General features: G+C 70.4%; 20 protein-coding genes. 5 read left to right on the top strand and 15 right to left on the bottom strand.

What is annotated here, in order from left to right; genetic code table 11:
• Positions 1 to 45: 45 nt before the first annotated feature.
• Complete coding sequence (locus ACZ4TO_RS22180) at positions 46 to 1140, bottom strand: bifunctional succinyldiaminopimelate transaminase/glutamate-prephenate aminotransferase (RefSeq protein WP_468025024.1); 1095 nt, start codon at positions 1138 to 1140, stop codon at positions 46 to 48.
• 157 nt (positions 1141 to 1297) lie between these two features.
• Positions 1298 to 1618 (bottom strand): ferredoxin, encoded by a 321-nt coding sequence (fdxA, locus tag ACZ4TO_RS22175; protein WP_019058397.1) that lies wholly within the window; start codon positions 1616 to 1618, stop codon positions 1298 to 1300.
• Between the two features lie 141 nt (positions 1619 to 1759).
• Here fdxA and ACZ4TO_RS22170 point away from each other — a divergent pair, with 141 nt between their 5' ends.
• Together ACZ4TO_RS22170 and ACZ4TO_RS22165 are read left to right on the top strand one after the other, a co-directional pair.
• The gene (locus tag ACZ4TO_RS22170; RefSeq protein WP_468025023.1) at positions 1760 to 2860 is read left to right on the top strand and encodes a GNAT family N-acetyltransferase; all 1101 of its coding nucleotides are present in this window, start codon (positions 1760 to 1762) and stop codon (positions 2858 to 2860) included.
• A 17-nt stretch (positions 2861 to 2877) separates the two neighbouring features.
• The gene (locus ACZ4TO_RS22165) at positions 2878 to 3729 is read left to right on the top strand and encodes a transglutaminase family protein (protein ID WP_468025022.1); all 852 of its coding nucleotides are present in this window, start codon (positions 2878 to 2880) and stop codon (positions 3727 to 3729) included.
• Between the two features lie 19 nt (positions 3730 to 3748).
• On the opposite strand, the gene ACZ4TO_RS22160 is transcribed toward ACZ4TO_RS22165, so the two are convergent.
• The 8 genes from ACZ4TO_RS22160 to ACZ4TO_RS22125 form a co-directional block, all read right to left on the bottom strand.
• Positions 3749 to 4363, bottom strand: coding sequence for a response regulator (locus ACZ4TO_RS22160; protein ID WP_382787747.1), 615 nt, complete (start codon positions 4361 to 4363; stop codon positions 3749 to 3751).
• The gene (locus tag ACZ4TO_RS22155; protein ID WP_468025064.1) at positions 4360 to 5583 is read right to left on the bottom strand and encodes a sensor histidine kinase; all 1224 of its coding nucleotides are present in this window, start codon (positions 5581 to 5583) and stop codon (positions 4360 to 4362) included. The genes ACZ4TO_RS22160 and ACZ4TO_RS22155 overlap by 4 nt, the downstream gene beginning before the upstream one ends.
• A gap of 5 nt (positions 5584 to 5588) precedes the next feature.
• The gene (locus ACZ4TO_RS22150) at positions 5589 to 6329 is read right to left on the bottom strand and encodes an ABC transporter permease (RefSeq protein ID WP_382787749.1); all 741 of its coding nucleotides are present in this window, start codon (positions 6327 to 6329) and stop codon (positions 5589 to 5591) included.
• Positions 6326 to 7330: an ABC transporter ATP-binding protein gene (locus ACZ4TO_RS22145; RefSeq protein ID WP_468025021.1), complete on the bottom strand. Its 1005-nt coding sequence runs from the start codon at positions 7328 to 7330 to the stop codon at positions 6326 to 6328. Before ACZ4TO_RS22145 ends, ACZ4TO_RS22150 begins: the two co-directional genes overlap by 4 nt.
• 224 nt (positions 7331 to 7554) lie before the next feature.
• Positions 7555 to 9735: a peptidoglycan binding domain-containing protein gene (locus ACZ4TO_RS22140; RefSeq protein ID WP_468025020.1), complete on the bottom strand. Its 2181-nt coding sequence runs from the start codon at positions 9733 to 9735 to the stop codon at positions 7555 to 7557.
• 160 nt (positions 9736 to 9895) lie between these two features.
• Entirely contained in the window at positions 9896 to 10321 is a 426-nt protein-coding gene (locus tag ACZ4TO_RS22135; RefSeq protein ID WP_382787755.1) for a DUF6113 family protein, read from the bottom strand.
• The gene (gene mshB, locus ACZ4TO_RS22130) at positions 10318 to 11226 is read right to left on the bottom strand and encodes an N-acetyl-1-D-myo-inositol-2-amino-2-deoxy-alpha-D-glucopyranoside deacetylase (protein ID WP_468025019.1); all 909 of its coding nucleotides are present in this window, start codon (positions 11224 to 11226) and stop codon (positions 10318 to 10320) included. The genes ACZ4TO_RS22135 and mshB overlap by 4 nt, the downstream gene beginning before the upstream one ends.
• Before the next feature lie 129 nt (positions 11227 to 11355).
• Positions 11356 to 11550 carry a hypothetical protein gene (locus tag ACZ4TO_RS22125; protein WP_037620693.1) on the bottom strand — a complete coding sequence of 65 codons (195 nt, stop codon included), beginning with the start codon at positions 11548 to 11550 and terminating at the stop codon, positions 11356 to 11358.
• Between the two features lie 187 nt (positions 11551 to 11737).
• Between ACZ4TO_RS22125 and ACZ4TO_RS22120 the strand changes: the two genes are divergently transcribed.
• Positions 11738 to 13867, top strand: coding sequence for a S9 family peptidase (locus ACZ4TO_RS22120; RefSeq protein WP_382787759.1), 2130 nt, complete (start codon positions 11738 to 11740; stop codon positions 13865 to 13867).
• A 177-nt stretch (positions 13868 to 14044) separates the two neighbouring features.
• Here the strand turns inward: ACZ4TO_RS22120 and ACZ4TO_RS22115 are convergent, their stop codons facing one another.
• Genes ACZ4TO_RS22115 through ACZ4TO_RS22095 form a run of 5 tightly spaced genes read right to left on the bottom strand, consistent with a single transcriptional unit; the run spans position 14045 to position 19703 of the window.
• Positions 14045 to 15106, bottom strand: a complete 1062-nt coding sequence (locus tag ACZ4TO_RS22115) for an ABC transporter ATP-binding protein (protein ID WP_468025018.1) — start codon at positions 15104 to 15106, stop codon at positions 14045 to 14047.
• Entirely contained in the window at positions 15087 to 16073 is a 987-nt protein-coding gene (locus tag ACZ4TO_RS22110) for an ABC transporter ATP-binding protein (RefSeq protein WP_382787763.1), read from the bottom strand. Before ACZ4TO_RS22110 ends, ACZ4TO_RS22115 begins: the two co-directional genes overlap by 20 nt.
• Positions 16074 to 16078: 5 nt before the next feature.
• Entirely contained in the window at positions 16079 to 17101 is a 1023-nt protein-coding gene (locus tag ACZ4TO_RS22105) for an ABC transporter permease (RefSeq protein WP_468025017.1), read from the bottom strand.
• Positions 17094 to 18017 (bottom strand): ABC transporter permease, encoded by a 924-nt coding sequence (locus tag ACZ4TO_RS22100; protein WP_382787767.1) that lies wholly within the window; start codon positions 18015 to 18017, stop codon positions 17094 to 17096. Before ACZ4TO_RS22100 ends, ACZ4TO_RS22105 begins: the two co-directional genes overlap by 8 nt.
• 54 nt (positions 18018 to 18071) lie before the next feature.
• Positions 18072 to 19703: a peptide ABC transporter substrate-binding protein gene (locus tag ACZ4TO_RS22095; protein WP_382787768.1), complete on the bottom strand. Its 1632-nt coding sequence runs from the start codon at positions 19701 to 19703 to the stop codon at positions 18072 to 18074.
• A gap of 527 nt (positions 19704 to 20230) precedes the next feature.
• Here ACZ4TO_RS22095 and ACZ4TO_RS22090 point away from each other — a divergent pair.
• Together ACZ4TO_RS22090 and ACZ4TO_RS22085 are read left to right on the top strand one after the other, a co-directional pair.
• Positions 20231 to 21259, top strand: coding sequence for an ABC transporter permease (locus tag ACZ4TO_RS22090; protein ID WP_382787770.1), 1029 nt, complete (start codon positions 20231 to 20233; stop codon positions 21257 to 21259).
• Positions 21260 to 21336: 77 nt separating this feature from the next.
• Positions 21337 to 23100, top strand: a complete 1764-nt coding sequence (locus tag ACZ4TO_RS22085) for an ABC transporter substrate-binding protein (RefSeq protein WP_468025016.1) — start codon at positions 21337 to 21339, stop codon at positions 23098 to 23100.
• Positions 23101 to 23110 lie beyond the last annotated feature (10 nt).

The raw sequence follows: 23110 nt of genomic DNA, 5'->3' as shown, positions 1-23110 counted from the left end.
ACCCCCGTTCCGCTGTCCGCGACGGTGCGCGGCAGGACGGCCGGACTACCGCAGCCGCTCCACGGCCGCCGCCACCCGCTCGTCCGAGGCCGTGAGCGCCACGCGGACGAACCGCTCGCCCGCCTCGCCGTAGAAGTCGCCGGGGGCCACCAGGATGCCCAGCTCGGCCAGGTGGGCCACCGTGGACCAGCAGGACTCGTCCCGGGTCGCCCACAGGTACAGGCTCGCCTCGCTGTGCTCGATCCGGAAGCCGTGGCCCAGGAGGGCGTCACGCAGGACGGTGCGGCGGGCCGCGTAGCGCTCGCGCTGCTCCCGGACGTGCGTGTCGTCCGACAGCGCGGCGACCACGGCGGCCTGGGTCGGCGCGGAGGTCATCATGCCGCCGTGCTTGCGGATCGCGAGGAGCTCGCCCAGCACGGCCGGGTCGCCCGCGAGGAACGCGGCGCGGTAGCCGGCCAGGTTCGAGCGCTTGGACAGCGAGTGGACCGAGACGATCCCCTCGTAGGAGCCGCCGCACACGTCGGGGTGCAGCACCGAGACCGGGTCGGCCTCCCAGCCCAGCTCGATGTAGCACTCGTCGGAGAAGACGAGGACACCGTGCTCGCGGGCCCAGGCGACGATCCGGGTGAGCTCCGCGGCGGACAGCACCCTGCCGGTCGGGTTCGACGGGGAGTTCAGCCACAGCAGCTTCAGGCCCGTCGGGTCCAGCTCGGTCGGGTCGTCGTAGACCACGTGCTCCGCCCGCGCGAGCCGCGCGCCGACCTCGTACGTCGGATAGGCCAGGCGGGGGTAGGCGACCTTGTCTCCGGGGCCGAGGCCGAGCTGGGTCGGCAGCCAGGCGACCAGTTCCTTGGAGCCGACGATCGGCAGGACATGGCGGTGGGTGACGTCCCGCGCGCCGAGCCGTCGCTCCACCCAGCCCGTGAGCGCGTCCCGCAGCTCGGGCGTGCCCCACACCGTGGGATAACCGGGCGAGTCCGCGGCCGCGACCAGAGCTTTCTGGATCAGCTCGGGCACCGGGTCGACCGGCGTGCCGACGGACAGGTCGACGATGCCGCCCGGGTGAGCTGCGGCGGTCGCCTTGAAGGGCTCCAGCTTGTCCCAGGGGAAGACGGGAAGCCGGTCGGAGACTGCGGACACGGGATCAGGCTCACTTTCTCGTACGGACGCCCCGTACACGCGGGTACGGGCCGCGGCACGGACGCTTCACGTGGCGGGCACCGCAAACGCCTCGGTCCCGTACGGCGACCGGAGTGATCAGGCCGTACGGGACCGAGGCGGCGCGCATGCGGGCCGCTTACTGGTTCTGCGGCGGCAGCGCGGCGACGAAGGGGTGGTCGCGCTCGATCAGGCCGAGCTTGCTGGCGCCGCCGGGCGAGCCGAGCTCGTCGAAGAACTCGACGTTCGCCTTGTAGTAGTCCTTCCACTCCTCCGGAGTGTCGTCCTCGTAGAAGATCGCCTCGACCGGGCACACCGGCTCACAGGCTCCGCAGTCGACGCATTCGTCCGGGTGGATGTACAAGGACCGGGAGCCCTCGTAGATGCAGTCGACCGGGCACTCCTCGATGCACGCCTTGTCCTTGACGTCGACACAAGGCTGCGCGATGACGTAGGTCACGCTGTCGTTCCTCCTCGATAGGGCGCTGGCGGGCCTGTCGTAGGCTCCGCCGCCTGGCGCGCGGGAGCGCGGCGTAGTCGATGCCCGCCCCTAGTATCTCCGTTCCTGGGCATGATCCGAACAGGAGGGGTGAACTGACCTGTGGAATTCTCTGCAGCCGGCCGCCTGGAGGTCCGCGTCACCGCTGCTGACGTGGGAAAACGTATCTCGGTACGGCGCCTGACCGACGATGGAGACACGGTGGAGAAGTTCACCGATACGGTCGGTGTTCTCACATCATGGGACGACGGTGTGCTGCTGATCACACGGCGGACCGGCGAACAGGTCCGGATCGCGGAGTCCTCCCTGGTCGCGGCCAAGGTCGTGCCGTCCGCCCCGGCCCGTCGCCGCGGCCCCGCCGCGTCCTACCAGGAACTGGCGCGTGTCGCCGCGCGGGCCTGGCCGCCGGTGGAGAGCGAGCCGCTCGGCGACTGGGAGCTGCGGGCGGCCGGCGGTTTCACCCGGCGCGCCAATTCCGTGCTGCCGCTGGGCGACCCGGGCGTGCCGCTCGACCGTGCGCTCACGTACGTACGGGACTGGTACGCGGCCCGTGACCTGCCCGCCTTCGTCCAGACGGCCACGGGCGCCGAGGGCACGCAGGAACTGCTCTGCGCCGAGCTGGAGGCACGTGGCTGGACGCGCGAGGTGACCGCCGAGCTGTGGACCGGCGCGCTCGCGCCGGTCGCGGACCGGGAGGCACCCGGGGTGACGCTCTCCCGCACGGCCGACGAGGCGTGGCTCGGCCGCTATCAGCGCAAGGGCGTCGGCGAGGTGGCCCTGAAGGTGCTGGGCGGCGGCCCCTCGGTGTGGTTCGCGACGGTTCCCGGTGCCGGGGGCGCGGCTCCGGCGGCGATCGGGCGGTGTGTCGTCGACGGCCGCTGGGCCGGTTTCGCCGCCGTGGAGGTCGATCCCGGCCTGCGCCGCCGCGGCCTCGCCACCGCCGTCATGGCCGCCCTGGCCGGCCGGGCCCTGGAGGAGGGCGCCTCGGCGGCCTGGCTCCAGGTGGAGGCGGACAACGCCGGGGCGCGGGAGCTGTACGCCCGCATGGGCTTCGCCCCGCACCACGCCTACCACCACTACCGGTGGCCGTCCGGCCCGGTCGCACAGGCCGGCCCGGGGAGCGCCGGTGCGGACGCCTCGCCGGGGACGGGCGGCGCGCCGGGCGAGACCGGTGCGGGTGGCGCGCCGTATCGATCGACGTGACCGGGCACGAGTGGGCTATGCGTTCCCCTCAGCCCCCCGGGCCCGGCCGGGCCGACGAGGTACGGCGCCGGTTCGCCGACGAGGCGCGGGCCGAGCGGCCCGACCTGGCGGAGCTGTGCCTCCTGGTCGGCGCCGCGGCGGACGGGACCCTGGACGACGCCGGGACGGACGCCGCGCAGATCCTCCTGGACGAGCTGGCAGGCCGGCTGCCCTTCCGTCCGGGCGGCCCCCGGGCCTGGGCGACCGCCCTGGCCGAACTCCTCGGCGGGCGCCTGGGGTACCGGGGCACGCCGGGCGACTACCAGCGGCTGGAGTCCTCCCTGCTGCACGCGGTGCTGCGCCGGCGGCGCGGGCTGCCCATCCTGCTCTCGGTGGTGTGGATGGAGGTCGCGCGGCGGGCCGGGGCGCCGGTGTACGGGGTCGCGCTGCCCGGCCACTTCGTGGTGGGCTTCGGACCGCCCGAGGAGCAGGTGCTCGCGGACCCGTTCGACGGCGGGCGCGTCCTGACCGGCTCCGACGCGCAGCTCCTCGTCGCGGGCGCGACCGGCGCCCCGCTCGACCCGTCGATGCTCGCCCCCGCCGACCGGCTCGACGTCGTCCTGCGCGTCCTGAACAACATCCGGGCCTGGGCCGCCGCGCGGCCGGAGCGCTCCGACGTGGCCCTGTGGTCGGTGGAACTCTCCCTGCTGCTGCCCTCGCACCCGGCGCGGCTGCGCTACGAGCGGGCTCAACTCCTCGTCCAGCGGGGAGACTTCCTGACGGGCGCCGCCGAACTCGACGCCTACGCGGACGTGGTGGCCGCGGTCGACGAACCGGCCGCGTCCCGGGTCCGCCAACAGGCCCACGCGGCACGGGCGATGCTCAACTGAGGCACACCCGCCGCGCCGCTCACAGCCAGCCCTTCTCCCGCGCGATCCGTACCGCCTCCGCGCGGTTGCGTACCGCGAGCTTCTGGATCGCGGTCGAGAGGTAGTTGCGGACGGTGCCCTGGGAGAGGTGGAGGGCCTTGGCCAGTTCGGCGTTGGTGGAGCCGTCGGCGGCGACGCGGAGGACCTCGCGTTCGCGGTCGGTCAGGGGGTTGGCGCCCTCGGCGAGCGCGGCCGCCGCCAGGGTGGGGTCGATGACCCGCTCGCCGTCCAGCACCTTGCGTACGGCCGCGGCGAGTTGGGCGGCGGGGGCGTCCTTGACGAGGAAGGCGTCGGCGCCGGACTCCATGGCGCTGCGCAGATAGCCGGGGCGGCCGAAGGTCGTGAGGATGAGCAGCTTGACGCCCGGGAGCTCCTTGTGGACCTCGGCCGCCGCCTCTATGCCCGTCATGCCCGGCATCTCGATGTCGAGGAGCGCCACGTCCACGTCGTGGGCGCGGGCCGCCGCCAGCACCTCGTCGCCGCGCGCGACCTGGGCGACCACCTCGATGTCCGGCTCCAGTCCCAGCAGGGCGGCCAGCGCCTCGCGGACCATCGACTGGTCCTCGGCGAGCAGGACCTTGATCGTGCGGCTCATGCACCGGATCCTACGGGGTCGTCCCCCGCGCCCGCAGGGACCCGGCCGCCCTCCAGGGGTGCCCGTGCCACCAGCCGGAATCCGTGCCGGACGCGCCCCGCCTCCATCGATCCGCCCGCCTTCTCCAGGCGTTCGGTCAGCCCGGTCAGGCCGTTGCCGGGTGCGGCGGACGAGGTGCCGCCCGACCCGTCGTCCTCCACCGAGAGTTCGAGCACGGGACCGTCCAGGGTCTGGCGGCGGACGAGGTGCACGGTGCAGCGCCGGGCGCCGCTGTGCCGTACGACGTTGGTGACCGCCTCGCGCAGCGCCCAGGCCAGCGCGGACTCGGTCTCCTCGGGGACGCCGTCGAGGTCGGGTTCGGCGGGCAGGTCGGCGATCACGTCGGCCGCGGTCAACGCGACCTGGGCACCCGCGAGTTCCCCGGCCAGCCGGGGCCTGCGGTAGCCGGTGACGGCCTCGCGCACGTCGACCAGGGCCTGGCGGCTGACCTGTTCGATGTCGGCGACCTGCTGGGCCGCCTTGTCGGGATGGTCGGGGAGCATCCGCCCGGCCAGCTCGCTCTTCAGCGTGATCAGCGACAGCGAGTGGCCGAGCAGGTCGTGCAGGTCGCGGGCGAGCCGCAGCCGCTCCTCGTTGGCGGCGAGCTGGGCGACGGTGGCCCGCGCCTTGCGCAGCTCCACCGTCGTACGGACCAACTGCCGTACGCCGGTCATCGCGAAGCCGATCAGGACGACGAGCAGGACCAGGTTGCGCGCGTCCTCCTCGCCGCCGTGCAGGCCGACGAGCAGCATCACGACGGCGGTCAGCGGGATCGTCCAGTAGGAGACGCGCAGCGGGAACGTCGTCCCGCAGGCGACCGAGACGTACACGAACAGGCCGAGCCAGGGCGCGCCGAGGGTCAGACACAGGGCGACGGCCAGCACGCCCAGGGCGAACACCATGAGCGTGACGGCCAGGGTGCCCGTGAAGGCCTTGCCCATGTGCCGGAAGACCAGCGTCAGATAGACGGCGACGAAGGCCGCGAGGCCCACCCAGCCGGCCGCGGTGGCCCCGGGCGTGTGGTCGCCCGAGACGAGGTCGTGGACCGGCGAGCTGAGGAACACCAGCCAGATGACGATCCAGACCGACTTGCGCAGGGCCTCGCGGAGGTTGCGCGGGGACTCCCCCATCCTCACGATCCGGTCCGTGCGGGCCGCGTCGGGCAGCGGGTCTTCCGTCATGGCGTTCACGCCTTCAGCGTGTCCTTCCGGTACAGCCAGGCCGCGCCGCCCGCGAAGAGGGCGAAGGACACGGCGAGGATGGCGACGTCCTTCGCGTGCGGGGCGTTCCCCAGTTCGATGGCCTGCCCCAGGGCAGCGTACGCGTGGGTGGGGAGCCATTTGGCTATGTTCTGGAGCCAGTCGGGGAACGTCGTCGTGGGCATCCACAGGCCGCCGAGCATCGACAGACCGAAGTAGACGATCATCGTGATCGGCCGGACCGCGTCTCCGCTGGCCATGTAGCCGATGGCGACGCCGAGCGCGGCGAAGACCAGGCTGCCGGCCCAGATCACGCCGGTGAGCGCGCCCCACTGCCAGGTGTCCAGACGTACGTCCTTCACCACCGCGGCGACCACGAAGACGATCACGATCGACGGCAGGCTGATCACGGCGGCGCTGGCCGTCTTGGCGAACACGTAGCCGCGGCCGGGCAGCGGGGTGAGCCTCAACTGCCGTACCCAGCCACTCTCCCGCTCCTTGGCGATGCGCTCGCTGTTGCCCATGAGGACGGCGGTCAGGGCGCCGAAGGAGGCCATGGAGACCATGAAGAAGGTCGGCAGGGTCAGGCCGGTGCCGTCGACCTTCGTGGTGCTGTCGGCGCTGCCCGCGATCAGCAGGAACAGGGCCGAGGGATAGATGACCGAGAAGAACAGGAACTTGCGGTTGCGCAGGGCGCGGGTGATCTCCAGCTTGATGAGACTGTTCACTTGGACGTGGCCCCCTCGGCGGCGGTGCTGGTGCCCTCCTGGGCCCCGGCGGCGGTGAGCGTGGCCTCTTCGGCCTCGGTGATGGCGACGAAGGCCTGCTCGAGACCGAGCCCGGCGACTTCGAGGTTGCGGGGGTAGACGCCGAGCCCGTACAGCGCGTGGACGGTGGCGTCGGCGTCGGAGGACTGGATGCGGACGGTCTGCCCGGACCCCGCGGCGGAGCCGCTCGTGGACACCGTGACCGAGGTGAGGAAGGGCAGCGCGCGCAGCGCGGCCTCGTCGACCGGGCCCTCCAGGTCGAAGGAGACGCGGCGCGCTCCCGCCTTGGCCTTGATCTCGGCGGCGGTGCCGTCGGCCAGCAGCCGTCCGCGGTGCAGGACGAGCACGCGGTCGGCGATGGCGTCGGCCTCTTCCAGGTAGTGCGTGGCGAACAGGACCGTACGGCCCTGGTCGGCCTGTTCGCGCATGGTGGCCCAGAAGGCCTGCCGGGCGGAGACGTCCATGCCGGTGGTGGGCTCGTCCAGGACGATGAGGTCGCTGTCGCCGGCCGTGGCGAGGGCGAAGCGGACGCGCTGCGCCTGGCCGCCGGAGAGCTTGTTGACCTTGCGGTCGGCGATCTGGGCGATGCCCGCGCGGGCGAGGACCTCGCTCGCCGGGTACGGCCTCGGGTGCAGGTCGCAGGCGAGCTTGACCAGTTCACCGACGGTGACCTCGTCCATCAGCCCGCCGCTCTGGAGCATGGCGCCCACCCGGCCGGCGACGATCGCCTCGCGCGGGCCGGTGTCGAACACGCGCACGGTGCCGCTGTCGGCGTTCTTGAGGCCGAGCAGCAGGTCGAGCGTGGTCGACTTGCCCGCGCCGTTGGGGCCCAGCAGGGCGACGGTCTCACCGGGATGGAGTTCGAGCGTCAGTCCGTCCACGGCCCGGACGTTCCCGTAGCTCTTGGTCACCGATTCGAACCGGACCACCGATGTGGTGGTGGTCGCCGCAGTCGTTGTCATGCCGTCCATCGTGGTCGACAGGGGGGAGCGCGCGGCAGTGTGGTGTGTCCTGAGCGGCGGATGACAGATGTCATACGGCGGCGCGAACCACCGTCATGTCCGCCCGGCCCGGACCGGGTCGGCGGACCGCCGCGGACGCCGCCGGATCGGCGGGCCCGGACGACGCGAGGGCGCCCGGCCGGTGGGGTTCCGGCCGGGCGCCCTCGACGCGTGGGCTGGGCCCCTCAGGTGGGGTTCGTGGAGATGGTGATGATGCGGTCGGCGGCCGTCTTCCCGACGAGCGCCCTGCCGACGGCCGAGGCGACGTCCTGCGGGCTGACGGCCTTCTGGCTGCCGTCGCCCTTGGTGATCGTCACCCCGTCGAAGGCGTGCCCGTACAGCTCCTCGAGCGCCTTGAGGTCGTAGTGCTCGACGAGCTTGCCCTGGATCGGCTGGACGCTCAGGAACTTCCAGATGGACTTCTGCGGGCTGAAGGAGACCGCGTGGGCCGCGTCCGTCCGGACGGTGATGTTCGCGGACATGGCGACGTTCGCGAACGTCGACATCTTCCGGTCCACCTCGGCCTTGCTGATCGTCGGCTGGCGGGTCGTGGTGGCGACCTTCACCGGCGCGGCCGTGTTGCTCTCCACCTGGGCGCGGTACGCGTCCTGGACGGCCTGGAGCGAGGGTTCGACGTCGATGCCCTTGCCGGCCTTGCCGTAGACCGGGACGGCCTTGCCGGCCTGGAACTTGATCGTGCCGTCGCTCGCCGAGCCCGAGCCGCTCGCGGCGCGCTCCAGGGCGGCCTGCAGCTTCTCCTTGTCGACCGGCATGACGGGGTCCACCACACGCCCCTGCCCGAACAGCGAGCCGATCACGGAGATCGGGTTGTAGTCGCTGGTGGCGGCGGCACGGACGGTGGCCTGGCTGTCGAGCTGGAGTCCGGCCTGGTCGGGCTTGAGCTGGACCGTGTCACCGTCGACGGACAGCGTGAGCGGCTTGTTCATGCGGGTGCCGAGGGCGTCGTCGAGCTTCTGGACGGCGTCGTCGCGGGTGCCGCCGCCGATGTCGACGCCGAGCACGGTGGTGCCCTTGGGCACGTCCGAGTGGTTCATGAGCAGGCCGGCGCCGTAGGCACCGCCGACGAGGACCACGACGAGGACGCCGAGCAGCGCGGGCTTGTTGCGGCCCTTCTTCTTCGCCGGCTTCGCGGGGGCGGAGGGCTGCCGCACGGGCTCGGGGAGCTTCGGCGGGGTGTGCGACCGGGCGCCCTCGGGCTCCCCGTCGTAGGCGAAGTTCTGGCTGGGCGACACGACGGGCATGCCGCTGGTCAGCGTGTGTCCGGAGACGTTGTCCGCGGGGGCGCCGTAGGCACCGGGGCCCGGGTCGGGCGCCGGCTTCTGCGGGGTGAGGATCGCGGTGTCGTCGCTGAGACCGCCGCTGAGGCCGCCGCGCGCGCCGGAGTATCCCGCGCCGGTGTTGCGGTTGCCGGGGGCCGGGTCGGGCCGGGCGGCCAGGCTGCCGGGGGCCGCGCCCGCGCCGGCCGGGGGCCGCAGCGGGCCGTCTCCGGTGGCGGGACCGCCGGTGGGACCGGCCGGGCCGCCGCGGCCGCTCTCGGAGAAGTACGGGAGGTCGTCGCGGCGCGGTTCGCCGGATCCCGCGGGCGTGCCGGACGCGCCGGGCGTGCCGTTCGCGCCGGGTGACCCGATGGCCGGGAACGAGCCGGTGTCGCGCAGTGCCCCGGAGACGTCGAAGGAGCCGGTGCCGCCGCCGTGACCCGGGGCCACGGGTCCGGCGCCGGTGGCGCCGGGGAGCGGGGCACCGTTCGTGCCGCCGGGCCGTCCGCCGGTGATGCCCAGCGGACCCGCCCCGGTGGACGGCGCCGGCCGTCCCGTGGCGGGCGTGGGCCCGGCGGGCAGGGCGCCGGCGGGAGCCGAACCGCCCGGCAGGCCCGCGCCGTTGGTCGAGCCGCCCTTGGGGGGCGTGCCGGCCCTGCGGGGCGCGAACCAGTCGCTCGTCTTCTCCTCGGCGGGCGCGCTCTGTTCCACGGGCGCGGTCGCGGGGGCGGACGGGGCCGCGGCGGTGGCCGCCGGACCGGAGGCGCCCGCGGGCGAACTCGTGCCCTGCGGTGCCGGTGTGGCGCCTCCCGCGCTCTCGCCGCTGTCGGGCGAGGCGTCGGTGTCGGCGACGGGTGTACGGACGACCACGGGCGGGATGGGCCGCGATCCGGGGATGTTGATCCGGATCCGTGTCGTCAGCGTTGTCTCGGTCTTGCGCTCCTCCGTCGGCTTGCCGGCGGCCGAACGGCCCGCGTCGGCACCGTTCTCGGAAGCCGCGGGGGTGCCGTACGGCGGCGTCCCCGACGGGTACGCGGCTCCACCGCGCCCGTTGGGCCCGGAGGACGAACTGTCAGTTTCACGACTCAAGGCAGGTTCTCCCGGTTGGCTCCGCCGCCCGTTTACTCGACCTCATCTCGGGCAGCTCGGCGGCGCGCACCACCATACTGGCCATGTCCGGCCCGCAAACCTCGACCGTGCAGGAATCTCGCGCGGGACCCGCACGGGACCGACACGGCGAAGTGGTACGTCACTTGCCAAGTCGGGCGCCGGAAGGGCCTGGTTGCCGCCCCTGGCCCAGAGTGGCGCACATCACAGCCACGGCCATGCCTCCGAGCAGGAAGAGATACGAGACGACTCCCGCGCCGAAGAGGAAGTCCCCTTCCGGGCGGCTGGCGGTGAGCAGGACGACGGCGACCATCCAGCCGGCCGCGGGGGCGACGGCTCCGGCCCGGGTGCCCGCCGCCCGGGCGCCACCCAGGAAGAGTCCGGCGGCGCCCGCCAGGGCGAGCAGCAGCCCGAACGGGAACCAGCCCGGCTGCACCAAGGCTCCGGCGACGCCGACCACGGCACCGAGCAGGAAGAGCCCCAGGTAGGCGGCGATCCGCCCGCCCGAGGGGGGCTTCAGCGGCTGGGCGAGCAGGCTTCCCCCGCCGCGCTGTCCGTTCGAGCTCATCGTGGATCCGTCCCTCGCGCGGTCGTGCCGGTCCCCTCGAAGAGGTCGCGCTCGCGCGCCGCGGGGCGCGAGGCGCCGGCCAGTTCGTAGTACTCGGTAGTGAAGAGCGGCTGGGCCAGCTGGTTCGAGAGGACGAACCAGGGGCCGTCCACGGTGATCTGGGTGGCGTGCGCCCGCATCGCGGCGGCCTTCGCCGCGGCGTACGCCGTGCCGTCGATCTCGGTGGTGACGCTCGCCTCGTCGACCACGCCCGGTACGTCGTCGACGGCGGCCGTCCGGTCGAACGGCAGCCCGGGGAGGGCCTCGCGGAGGCGGGCGAACGCCTCTTCGGCGACCGGGCGCGGCACCCGGTTCCAGTAGGTCTTGGCGATCCGCCAGGCGCCGCCGAGGTCCGGGCGGTGGGCGGGATCCGCGGCCAGTTCCGCGGCGCGCACGGCCACGCGGTGGGCCTGGATGTGGTCGGGGTGCCCGTACCCGCCGTCGGGGTCGTAGGTGACGAGCACCTGGGGGCGCACCTCGCGGATCACCTCGACGAGGTGGTCGGCGGCGGCGTCCACGTCCGCGGCCCAGAAGGCGCCGGGGCGGTGGTTCTGCTCGGCGCCCATCATCCCGGAGTCGCGGAACCGCCCGGGGCCGCCCAGGAAGCGGTGGTCGGTGACGCCCAGTTCCTTCATGGCGGCGCTCAGCTCGCCGGTGCGGTAGGGGCCGAGTCCGCCCTCGCGGTCGGGGGCGAGATGGGCCAGTTCGGGCGGGATGACCTCGCCCTCCTCGCCGAGGGTGCAGGTCACCAGCGTCACCTGGGCGCCCTCGGCCGCGTACCGGGCCATGGTCGCGCCGTTGTTGATCGACTCGTCGTCCGGGTGCGCGTGCACCAGGAGCAGACGCCGGTCGGGCAGTTCCGTCATGGAACCCACCCTACGAGGCCCTGGTCCCCCGCCGACCGGCGGCGCGGGCCGGCCCGTTTCGGGGAGGCCGGACGGGGCAGACGGGGAGCGGGAGCCGGACGCCCTCCCCGCCCACGGCCCCGGGAGCGGTCAGAACTTGATGCTGCCGATCATGCCCGCGATGTTGGTGGTCAGATCGCTGATGGTGGGCGCGATGGTCGAGGAGGCGAGATAGAAGCCGAGCAGCATGCAGACGACCGCGTGCCCGCCTTTCAGTCCTGACTTCTTGATCAGAAGAAAGACGATGATCGCCAGCAGCACCACCGCCGAAATCGAGAGTGCCACGGCGGCTCACCTCCAAAGTTCCCAGGGACTTGGGGTCCGGTACGGGGTCGGACACGAGGGGTCGGTACATCCAAACAGCAGCCAGCAGGTTCCTACCCACGCAGCGCTAGTGATCATAACTATCCGTACGCGCGCATCGATCGGCGCACGGCCGCACAAGGGGGCGCATGGCCAATATGGTCGAGGCATGACGACCGAGCCTCTCTCCTTCCCGCGCCGGTACGCCCGCACCCAGCGGTTCAGCTCCGGCGCGCCGCGCGCGTTCACCGTGTCCCCGGACGGTTCCCGCGTGGTGTTCCTGCGCTCCCCCTCCGGCACGGAGCGGGCGAACCAACTGTGGGTGCTGGACGTGCCCGAGGGCCGTGAGCGCGTCGTGGCCGACCCCGCGGCCCTGCTCGGCGGAGCCACCGAGCGCCTGTCCCCCGAGGAGCGGGCGCGCCGCGAGCGCAGCCGCGAGGGCGGCGCGGGCATCGTCGGATATGCCACCGACGCAGCCGCCGAGTTGGCCTCTTTCACCTTGTCAGGGCGGCTGTTCACGGCCGAGCTGCGGGCCGGTACCGCGCGTGAACTCCGCGTCCCCGGGCCGGTGATCGACCCGCGCCCCTCCCCGGACGGCACGCTCGTGGCGTACGTGTCCGGGGGCGCCCTGCGCGTCGTCGGGGCCGAGGGCGAGGGCGACCGGGCCGTCGCGGAGCCGGAGCCGGCCGCGGGCCCCGGGACTGTTTCCTATGGACTGGCCGAGTTCATCGCGGCCGAGGAGATGGGGCGTTCGCGCGGCTTCTGGTGGTCGCCCGAAGGGGACCGGCTGCTCGTCGCGCGGGTCGACGACACGCCCGTACAGCGCTGGTGGATCTCCGATCCGGCGCACCCGGAAGCCGATCCGCAGCGGGTCGCCTATCCGGTGGCGGGCAGCGCCAACGCCGAGGTGCGGCTCTTCGTGTTCGGGCTCGACGGGGTGCGCACCGAGGTGTCCTGGGACCGGGCGCGCTACCCGTATCTGGCACATGTGCACTGGTCAGCCGCGGGGGCACCGTTGCTTCTGGTGCAGGCGAGGGATCAGCGCAGCCAGCTCTTCCTGGCCGTGGACCCCGATTCCGGGGCGACCCGGATGGTGCACGCGGACGAAGATCCAACTTGGCTTGATCTTTTCCCCGGGGTGCCGTGCTGGAGCCCCGGCGGACAGCTCGTGCGGATCGCCGACGAGGGCGGCGCGCGGGTCCTGGCGTTCGGCGAACGCCCGCTGACAGGAGCGCAGTTGCACGTGCGGGCGGTGCTCGACGTGTCGGCCGACGACGTGCTGGTCTCGGCCTCGGCGGGCGAGGGAGCGAGTTCCCCCGAAACGGGTGAAGTCCATGTGTACCGGGTGAACGAACTCGGCCTGGAGCGCGTCTCGCAGGAGCCCGGCGTGCACTCGGCCGTGCGCGCCGGGGGCGTGACGGTGCTCGTGTCGTCGGTGCTCGACCAGCCGGGTGCCCAGGTGCAGGTGCTGCGCGACGGGAAGCGACTCGCGATCATCCCCTCGTACGCCGAAGATCCCGGTTTGACCCCGCGCGTGACGCTCACACAGGGGGGCGCACAGAAAATCCCATGCGCCGTGCTTATGCCGACCGACTACGACGGTGACACTCCCCTGCCCGTCCTCCTGGACCCCTACGGCGGTCCGCACGGCCCCCGGGTGCTGGCCGCCCACAACGCGCACCTCACCTCGCAGTGGTTCGCCGACCAGGGTTTCGCGGTGGTCGTCGCCGACGGCCGCGGCACCCCGGGGCGCTCCCCCGCCTGGGAGAAGGCGATCCGCGACGACCTGACGCTGTCCCTCGACGACCAGGTGGAGGCGCTGCACGGTCTCGCGGAACGGTTCCCGCTCGACCTGTCCCGGGTCGCGATCCGCGGCTGGTCGTACGGCGGCTGGCTCGCGGGGCTCGCCGTGCTGCGCCGCCCCGACGTCTTCCACGCGGGCATCGCGGGCGCCCCGGTCGCGGACTGGCGGCTGTACGACACCCACTACACGGAGCGCTACCTCGGCGACCCGGCGGCCGACCCGGCCGTGTACGCGAAGAGTTCGCTGGTCACCGACGAGGGACTGGCCGAGCCCGCGGACACGCACCGGCCGCTGATGATCGTGCACGGCCTCGCGGACGACAACGTGGTGGTGGCGCACGCCCTGCGGCTCTCCTCCGCCCTGCTCGCCGCCGGCCGCCCGCACGAGGTGCTGCCCCTGTCGGGGGTCACCCACATGACCCCGCAGGAGACGGTCGCCGAGAACCTGCTCCTGCTCCAGGTGGACTTCCTGAAGCGCTCCCTCGGTCTGGACTGAGCACCGACCGCCCCCACCGAGCGGGCGCAAAAGTACGAGCCGGGGTGACATGGCGACACCCCGGCTCGTTCACGGCACCCGCACGGCCGTACGGTGTTCACCCTGCCGCGTCCGTATATCGGTACCGCTTCCGTCAAGTTGCCTGCGTGTTAACGAAGTTTGCCCATGTTTGTGACGCTATGGCGTTCCGTCGGACGGCTCCTCGGGCGGCACGACCTGCTTCTCCTCCGCGAAGTGACAGGCCGAGTCGTGGGCGGCCGGTCCCTCGACGAGCCGGAACTCGGCCGGCACCGCGAGCAGCGGCACCTCCAACATGCAGCGTTCCTGTGCCTTCCAGCAGCGCGTGCGGAACCGGCAGCCGGACGGGATGTTCGCGGGCGAGGGCACGTCGCCGTGCAGGATGATCCGCTCCCGGTGCTCCCGGGCCTCCGGGTCCGGCACGGGCACCGCGGACAGCAGCGCCTGCGTGTAGGGGTGGGTGGGATGGTCGTAGATCTCGACGTCCTTGCCGGTCTCCACGATCCGCCCGAGATACATCACCCCGACCCGGTCGGAGATGTGCCGCACGATCGACAGGTCGTGCGCGATGAAGACGTAGCTGAGGTCGAACTCGGCCTGGAGCCGGTCCAGCAGGTTGATCACCTGCGCCTGCACGGAGACGTCGAGCGCGGAGACCGGTTCGTCGGCCACGATGATCTCGGGCCGCAGCGCCAGGCCCCGCGCGATGCCGATGCGCTGGCGCTGGCCGCCGGAGAACTGGTGCGGATAGCGGTTGATGTACTCCGGGTTGAGCCCGACCACGTCCAGCAGGTCCTGGACCCGGCGCCGCCGGTCGCCCTTCGGCGCGACCTCGGGGTGGATGTCGTAGGGCTCCCCGATGATGTCGCCGACGGTCATGCGCGGGTTGAGCGAGGTGTACGGGTCCTGGAACACCATCTGGATGTTGCGGCGCACCGCCTTGAGCGCCTTGCCGGACAGCTTGGTGATGTCCTCGCCCTTGTACTTGATCGCGCCCTCGGTCGGCCGCTCCAGGTTGACCAGCATCTTGGCGACGGTGGACTTCCCGCAGCCGGACTCGCCGACGATGCCGAGGGTCTCGCCGCGGTCGAGGTGGAAGTCGACCCCGTCGACCGCCTTGACGGCCCCGATCTGCTTCCTGAACAGGATCCCCTGGGTGAGCGGGAAGTGCTTGACCAGTCCACTGACCTCCAGCAGCGGCTCAGTTGCGGCTTGAGTCATCGAGGCACTCCCTCCAGAAGAAGCAGGCGCTCCCGCGGTTCTCGTCGACGGCGGCGAGCGGCGGCACCTCGGTGCGGCAGATGTCCTGGGCCATCGGGCAGCGCGGGTTGAAGGCGCAGCCCGGCGGGATGTGCATCAGGTTGGGCGGCAGTCCCTTGATGGCGTACAGCTCCTGGCCCTTCTGGTCGAGCCGGGGGATCGAGTCGAGGAGACCCTTGGTGTACGGGTGGGCGGGCGCCTTGTAGATGTCGTGGACCGGGGCGGTCTCGACGATCCGGCCCGCGTACATCACCGCGATCTTGTCGGCGACGTCCGCGACCACGCCGAGGTCGTGGGTGATGAGGATGAGCCCCATGTTGAGCTCGCGCTGGAGTTCGGCGAGCAGGTCCATGACCTGGGCCTGCACGGTGACGTCGAGCGCGGTGGTCGGTTCGTCGGCGATGATCAGCGCGGGTTCCAGGGCCAGCGCCATGGCGATCATGATGCGCTGGCGCATACCGCCAGAGAACTGGTGCGGATAGTCCCGCACCCGCTCGGCGGCACCCGGGATGCGCACGTGCTCCATCAGCTCGATCGCCTTGGCGCGGGCTTCCTTGCGCGACATCCCCCGGTGCACGGTGAACATCTCGCCGAGCTGGTCACCGACGTTGATCACGGGGTTCAGGGACGACAGCGCGTCCTGGAAGATCATCGCCATCTCGGCGCCGCGGACCTTGCGCCGCTCCTCCTCCTTGAACTTCAGCAGGTCCTTGCCCTGGAAGAGGATCTCGCCGCCGGTGATCTTCCCGGGCGGGATGTCGAGGATGCCCATGATCGCCTGGGCGGTCACCGACTTGCCGGAGCCGGACTCGCCGAGCACGGCGAGCGTCTCGCCCTCGTCGACGCTGTACGTGACGCCGTTGACGGCCTTGGCGACCCCGTCCCTGGTCCTGAACTCCACCTGCAGATCGCGCACTTCGAGGAGCACGGCTCTCACCTCAGCTTCGGGTCGAGGGCGTCGCGCACCGCGTCGCCGAGCATGATGAACGCGAGCACGGTGATCGCGAGCGCGCCGGCCGGCCACAGCAGCATGTGCGGTGCCTGGCGGATGTACGCGGAGGCCGAGGAGATGTCGATGCCCCAGCTCACCGTCGGGGGCTTGAGACCGACACCCAGGTACGACAGCGTCGCCTCCAGCGAGATGTACGTGCCGAGCGCGATGGTCGCGACGACGATCACCGGGGCGACCGCGTTCGGGGTGATGTGCCGGAGCATCATCCGGGAGTTGGAGGCGCCGAGCGCCCGCGCCGCGTGGACGTAGTCGTTCTCCTTGGTGGTGATGACGGAGCCGCGCGCGATCCGGGAGACCTGCGGCCAGCCGAGCAGCACCATGAACCCGACGACCGGCCAGATCGTGTTGCTGGTCACCACGGAGAGCAGGACCAGACCGCCGAGCACGACGGGGATCGCGAAGAAGATGTCGGTGATCCGGGACAGGACCGAGTCGCCGACCCCGCCGAAGAAGCCGGCCAGCCCGCCGAGGAACGAGCCGAGGAGCGCGACCCCGATCGTGGCGAGGACGCCGACGCTGATGGAGACGCGGGTCCCGTAGACGGTCCGCGTGTAGACGTCGCAGCCCTGTCCGTCGTAGCCGAAGGGGTGTCCGGGCTGCGAGCCCTCCTGCGCCTTGGAGAGGTCGCACTTGAGGGGGGACTGGTCGGTGATCAGCGAGGGCCAGATCGAGATGACGACCAGGAAGAGGATGACGAGTCCGGAGATGATGAAGACCGGGTTGCGGCGCAGGTCCCGCCAGGCGTCGGACCACAGGGAGCGCGGCTTCTCCTTCGGCCCCGTCCCCTCCGGTCCGCCCGGGGTCTTCTCCAGGGTCTCCGCTTCGCTCGATCCGAGGTCCATGGGGCCGCCGAAGCCGGTCGGAGCGATGGCCAGGTCCTCCGGCGGCGGACCTTCGGGGCCGTGGTGGAATTCCTCTTCCTCGTACGGCGGCTGCTCAGGCATAGCGGATCCTCGGGTCGAGTACGGCGTACAGCAGGTCGACGAGCAGATTGGCGACCACGAAGACGAGGACGAGGATGGTCACGAAGCCGACGACGGTCTGGGTGCTCTGGCGCACGATCCCTTGGTAGAGGTAGTAGCCGACACCGTGGATGTTGAAGATCCGCTCGGTGACGATCGCGCCGCCCATGAGCGCGCCGATGTCGGTGCCGATGAAGGTGACCACGGGGATCAGGGAGTTGCGCAGCAGGTGCCGGATGGTGACGCGGCGCCGCGGCAGGCCCTTGGCGACGGCCGTACGGACGTAGTCGGACCGCTTGTTCTCCGCGATGGAGGTCCGGGTCAGACGGGTCACGTACGCGAGGGAGACCGAGGCCAGCACCAGGCCCGGCACGATCAGCTCGCCGAAGGTGGCGTCCCCGGAGACCGACGGCTTGATCCAGCCCCATTTGATACCGAGCAGGAGCTGGGCCAGCAGACCGGTGACGAAGGTCGGCACCGCGATGACGACGAGGGTGAGCAGCAGGACGCCGGTGTCGACGGGCCGGCCGCGGCGCAGACCGGTGATGACACCGAGCGTGATGCCGATGACGATCTCGAAGAAGATCGCGACGATCGTCAGTCGGATGGTGACCGGGAAGGCGGTCGCCATCAGGTCGGTGACCGGCTGCCCGTCGAACGCGGTGCCGAAGTCACCGGTGAAGATGCCCTTCAGGTACAGCAGGTACTGGACGAAGACGTTCTTGTCGAGGTTGAACTCCTCGCGCAGCTGGGCGGCCGTGGCGGGGTCGCACTGCCGGTCGCCGCACAGGCCCGCGATGGGGTCGCCCATCACGTTCACCATCAGGAAGATGAGCAGCGTGGCGCCGAAGAAGACCGGGATCATCTGCAGCAGACGCCGGATGACGTACCGTCCCATGAGTGCTCCGGGGAGAGAGGGGCGGACCCGCCGTGGCGGGCCCGCCGTGGCGGCTCAGTTGACGGTGATCTCGTTGTAGACGGGCACGCTGAACTGGTTCAGGGCCACGTTCGAGACCTTGTCCGAGTAGCCGGCGCTGCCGTTCTGGTACCAGAGCGGGATGGCGGCCATGTTGTCCCGTACGACCTCTTCGGACTGCTGGAAGAGCTTGATGGCCTTGCTCGTGTCGGTCTCCGCGTTCGCCTGGTTGACCAGGCTGTCGAACTGCTTGTTGGACCACTGGCCGTCGTTGGAGGAGGCGTTCGTGTAGTACAGCGGCTGGAGGAAGTTCTGGATCAGCGGGTAGTCCATCTGCCAGCCGGCCCGGAACGGACCGGGCATCTTGTGCTGCCCGATCTGGTTGCGGAAGTCGGCGAAGGTGCCGACCGGGTTGCCGACGCAGGCCTTCTCGTTGCCGAGGGCGTTGTTGATCGAGTTGCAGACGGCGTCGATCCACTCCTTGTGGGAGCCGGTGTCCGCGTTGTACGTGATCTTGACCTGGCCACCGGGCAGACCGCCGCCCTCCTGGACCATCTTCTTGGCCTCGGACGGGTTGTAGTCGCAGTACTTGCCGCACAGGCCTTCCTGGAAGCCGCCCTTCTCGCCGAGCACCGGTGAGGTCCAGTCGCTCGCGGGCGTGCGCGTCTTCTGGAAGATGGTGTCGGTGATCTGCTGGCGGTTGATCGCCATGGACAGTCCCTGGCGGACCTTGGTGGCGCCGCTGGTGTTCCACTTCGGGTCGTAGAACGGGAAGGCGAGCGTCTGGATGATGCCGGCCGGGGTGTTGATGTACCGGCCGTTCAGGTCGCTCTTGGCGTTCTTGAGCTGGGCCGCGGGCACGTCGTCGACGAGGTCGAGGTTGCCGGCCAGCAGGTCGTTGTAGGCGGTGTTGTTGTCCGTGTAGACCTTGAGGGTCACACCGTCGTTCTTCGCCGGGTCGTCCCCGGGGTAGTCGGCCCACTTCGTCAGGGACATCTGGGAGCCCTTGGCGTAGCTGTTGATCGTGTACGGGCCGTTGCCGACGGGCTTCGCGACCCAGGCGGCGTGGTCGCTGAAGAACGACTTGGGCAGCGGCGAGAAGGCCGCGTAGCCGAGGGTGTCCGGGAACGTCGAGAACTTCTGGGTCAGCTTGACGGTGAACGTGTTCGTTCCGGTCACCTTGAGCCCGGACAGGGTGTCGGCGGTCTGCTTGCCCGTGTCGGGGTGCGTCTTGTCGTAGCCCTCGATGTAGCCGAAGAAGTACGCGTTCTTCTGGTTGTTCTTCAGGCTGGCGCCGTAGTTCCAGGCGTCGACGAAGGACTGCGCGGTGACGGCCTCGCCGTTGCTGAACTTCCAGCCGTCCTTGACCGTGATCGTGAAGTTCTGCGAGTCGGTGGTCTCGATGCTCTTGGCGAGCATGTCCTCGGCGGCGCCGGTCTTGGCGTTGTACCGCTTCAGCCCGCGGAAGATCATGTCGAGGACCTTGCCGCCCTGCACCTCGTTGGTGTTGGACGGCTCCAGCGGGTTCTGCGGGTCGCCCCAGGAAGCGCTGACGGTGCCGGAACCGCTGCCGCCGCCGCTGTCACCCCCTCCCCCTCCGCAGGCGGACGCCGCCAGGACTACCGCCGCCGCGCATGCGGCCCATTTGGCGTGCGTGGCTCCACGCATGGAGTGCCTCCTCGAGAGTGCGCTGTGCCGCCGGCGCCGGGGTCGGGCTCGGACGTCCGGTTCCAGCGCGGTGTGCCTTTAGGGCCCAATATCTTCCTATATAGGGCAGATCGCACATTTACCCCACCCTTCCGAGTGGCGATCCATCCGGAAGGAGGCGTTCCGGACACTCCGTCAAATGATCTTGACCGTCCTCGCAGACGATCTTGACCTTCCACGCAACAGATCTTCGCCGTTCGATGCGGAACTGTTGATTCCAGTGCACGAGATGTACGCATTCCGAGACTACGGCGTCCGGATAACGAACTCATTGCCCGTTTCGCCCTGTTAGTCCGAATCCGGACACAGAACGGCCACAGTGCGCTACACGCGTAGTTACGCTCAGGTCAATCAGAGGTAAAGAAAGTAAAGAGAAGACCAAGGCGACCGAGATTTTATTGACCTTGCATGAATTGCGTTGAAAAAGTCCGGCGTAGCCCGTAGGGAGCGCCCTGCGGAGCCCTTGACCCCCTCGGGCCTGGAGCATCATGACCCCCCCTACTCCATCCGCGGCCGCCCCACTTGAGGTGACCGACGAGACCGGCAAGACCCCGGCTTCGTCTTCCACCCACAAGGGCTCGGAAAGTCGCTCCCCCGGACGACTCGCCTGGACGCGCTTCAAGCGCGACCGCACCGGTGTCGTCTCCGCGTACATCGTGGTCTTCTTCTTCGTCATCGCGATCTGCGCGCCGCTGATAGCCAAGCTGTACGGGAAGAACCCGTACGAGCAGTACGGCCAGGAGACCGACGGCCTGCTCAACGACTTCGCCTTCCCGGTGAAGCCCAACGGCGGCATCGACGGCAGCTTCTGGTTCGGCATCGAGCCCCAGCTCGGACGTGACGTCTTCACGTTCCTGCTGTACGGCATCCGCACGTCGCTGATGATCGCGACCGCCGCCACGCTGCTGACCACGGTGGTCGGTGTCGTGATCGGCATCACCGCGGGGTACCTCGGCGGCAAGACGGACTACTTCGTCGGCCGGGTGATCGACATTCTGCTGTCGTTCCCGTCGACGCTGTTCTTCATCGCCTTCATGCCGGTCGTCTACGCGCTCTTCGTGCCCTTCAACGAAGAGGTCCCGACCTGGCTGCGGGCCACCTGCCTGATCCTCGTCCTCTCCGCCTTCGGCTGGGCCTCCATCGCGCGTCTGCTGCGCGGTCAGGTACTCGGCCTGCGGGAGCGCGAGTTCGTCGAGGCGGCGAAGGTGACCGGCGCGTCCTCGCGCCGCATCGTCTTCAAGGAACTTCTGCCCAACCTCTGGACACCGATCCTGATCCAGTCGACCCTCATGCTGCCGGCCTACGTCACGGCCGAAGCGGGTCTCGCCTTCCTCGGCGTCGGTATCCAGGACCCGACCCCGGACTGGGGCGTCATGATCCAGCGTGGTGCCGGCTTCTACACGGAAGACATCACCTTCATGATCTTCCCGGGCGTCTCGATGATCATCTTCGTCCTCGCCTTCAACCTGCTCGGAGACTCGGTCCGCGACGCACTCGACCCGAAGTCCAAGCGCTGACTTCCACCCCCAGTACCGGTCATAGCCGTCCGGCTGGTTACCCGTCTCACATTCACCCACCACTAGGCAGGTAAGCCATGTCCTTTTCCCGCAGAAACTTCCTGATAGCCACTGGTGTGGCCGCCGGTGCCACCACGGTTCTGAGCGCCTGCAGCAGCGGCAACGGCGGCGGGAGCGGCAGCAACAAGGCCCCGTCCGTGGCGAAGGCCAAGGCTGCCGAGATCCTGGTCGGCACCAAGGCCGACTCCACCGGTCCGGCCCCCGAGGTCGCCGGCGCGGTCAAGGGCGGCACGATCTACACCCTCGACCAGATCGACTGGGACCACCTGGACCCGGCGCAGCTCTACTCCTCGTACGAGGGCGCCTGCTCGGTCCTGTTCCTGCGCGGCCTGACCGGCTACAAGGTCGACTCCAAGGGCGGCACCACCCTCGTGGGTGACCTCGCCACGGACGCCGGCACCGCGGCCGACGGCGGCAAGACCTGGTCCTTCACGCTGAAGGACAACGTGAAGTGGGAGGACGGCTCCGACGTCACGATCGAGGACGTGCGCCACACCTTCGAGCGCCTCTTCGCCTCCTTCGTCACCCAGGGTCCCCGTTACCCGCAGGGCTGGCTCATCGGCGGCGACAAGTACAAGGGCCCCTACGGCGGCAAGCACCTCGACTCCATCGAGGTCAGCGGCAAGACCATCACGTTCAAGCTGAAGGAGGCCCACGCCGACTTCAACTTCATGGTGGCCATGCGCGGCTTCTCCATCGTGCCCAAGAAGCACGACACCAAGGAGAAGTACGACAAGCACCCGCTGTCCTGCGCCCCGTACAAGATCGAGAGCCGCAGCATCGGCAAGGGCGCGACGCTGGTCCGCAACGAGCACTGGGTCGCCGAGACGGACCCGCTGCGCAACGCGTACCCGGACAAGTTCGTCTTCCAGTTCGGCTTCCAGCCGCTGGCCTCCACGGACCGCTACATCGCGGACAACGGCAACGACCAGTTCACGCTGTCGCTGCTCAACGAGGTCGCCCCGGAGCGCATCCAGAAGGTCATGACGGACCCGACGCTCAAGAAGCGCGTCCTGACCCAGGTCGACACCACCTGCTACTACTTCGCGATCAACACCAAGCGCATCACCGACGTCAAGGTGCGCCAGGCGCTCAACTTCGCGTGGCCCTCGAAGCAGCTCCAGCAGATCCGTGGTGGCTCGCTCTCCACGGCGACCGCGACCACGATCATCAGCCCCCTCACCCCGGGCCACAAGGACTTCGACCTCTACGAGAAGAAGACCAAGCCCATGGGTGACCCCGAGAAGGCCAAGTCCCTTCTCAAGGAGGCCGGCAAGTCGGGCCAGCGCATCGTCGTCGCGATGCAGCAGTCGGACAACGCCGTGAAGCAGGCCGTCGCGATCAAGACCGCGCTGACCAAGGCCGGCTTCACCCCGGTCGTGAAGCAGGTCGACAAGACCTCCTTCTACAGCCAGATCGGCCAGCTCGACAACGAGTACGACATGTTCGCCGCGGGCTGGGGCCCGGACTGGCCGGCCGGTTACGCCGTCATCCAGCCCTGCTTCGACAGCAGCCAGATCGCCGACGGTGGCGTCAACTGGCCGCAGCTCAAGGACGCGAGCGTGGACAAGGCGATCGCCGCCGCCACGATCGAGCCCGACGCGAAGAAGGCCGCCACGATGTGGGGCGACATCGACGAGCAGATCATGCAGCTCGCCGCCGTGGTTCCGGACTACAACCCGATCCGCAACTACTTCCACGGCTCCAAGGTCGGCGGCGTGATCTACGACTCCGGCAACACCTGCATCGCGCTGGGCAAGGTCTACGCCGCGAAGGCCTGATCCAGCTCCG

This window comes from Streptomyces sp. NPDC028298, from assembly GCF_055565895.1.
Note: the sequence above shows the minus strand (reverse complement) of the source record. Positions and strands in the feature narration are given on the sequence as shown.

Excerpts from the sequence above, each read along its gene's own strand:
- ACZ4TO_RS22165 (WP_468025022.1), top strand. The coding sequence starts at position 2,878 with ATGCGTTCCCCTCAGCCCCCCGGGCCCGGCCGGGCCGACGAGGTACGG.
- ACZ4TO_RS22160 (WP_382787747.1), bottom strand. The coding sequence starts at position 4,363 with ATGAGCCGCACGATCAAGGTCCTGCTCGCCGAGGACCAGTCGATGGTC.
- ACZ4TO_RS22155 (WP_468025064.1), bottom strand. The coding sequence starts at position 5,583 with ATGACGGAAGACCCGCTGCCCGACGCGGCCCGCACGGACCGGATCGTG.
- ACZ4TO_RS22145 (WP_468025021.1), bottom strand. The coding sequence starts at position 7,330 with ATGACAACGACTGCGGCGACCACCACCACATCGGTGGTCCGGTTCGAA.
- ACZ4TO_RS22135 (WP_382787755.1), bottom strand. The coding sequence starts at position 10,321 with ATGAGCTCGAACGGACAGCGCGGCGGGGGAAGCCTGCTCGCCCAGCCG.
- mshB (WP_468025019.1), bottom strand. The coding sequence starts at position 11,226 with ATGACGGAACTGCCCGACCGGCGTCTGCTCCTGGTGCACGCGCACCCG.
- ACZ4TO_RS22120 (WP_382787759.1), top strand. The coding sequence starts at position 11,738 with ATGACGACCGAGCCTCTCTCCTTCCCGCGCCGGTACGCCCGCACCCAG.
- ACZ4TO_RS22115 (WP_468025018.1), bottom strand. The coding sequence starts at position 15,106 with ATGACTCAAGCCGCAACTGAGCCGCTGCTGGAGGTCAGTGGACTGGTC.
- ACZ4TO_RS22105 (WP_468025017.1), bottom strand. The coding sequence starts at position 17,101 with ATGCCTGAGCAGCCGCCGTACGAGGAAGAGGAATTCCACCACGGCCCC.
- ACZ4TO_RS22100 (WP_382787767.1), bottom strand. The coding sequence starts at position 18,017 with ATGGGACGGTACGTCATCCGGCGTCTGCTGCAGATGATCCCGGTCTTC.
- ACZ4TO_RS22095 (WP_382787768.1), bottom strand. The coding sequence starts at position 19,703 with ATGCGTGGAGCCACGCACGCCAAATGGGCCGCATGCGCGGCGGCGGTA.
- ACZ4TO_RS22090 (WP_382787770.1), top strand. The coding sequence starts at position 20,231 with ATGACCCCCCCTACTCCATCCGCGGCCGCCCCACTTGAGGTGACCGAC.
- ACZ4TO_RS22085 (WP_468025016.1), top strand. The coding sequence starts at position 21,337 with ATGTCCTTTTCCCGCAGAAACTTCCTGATAGCCACTGGTGTGGCCGCC.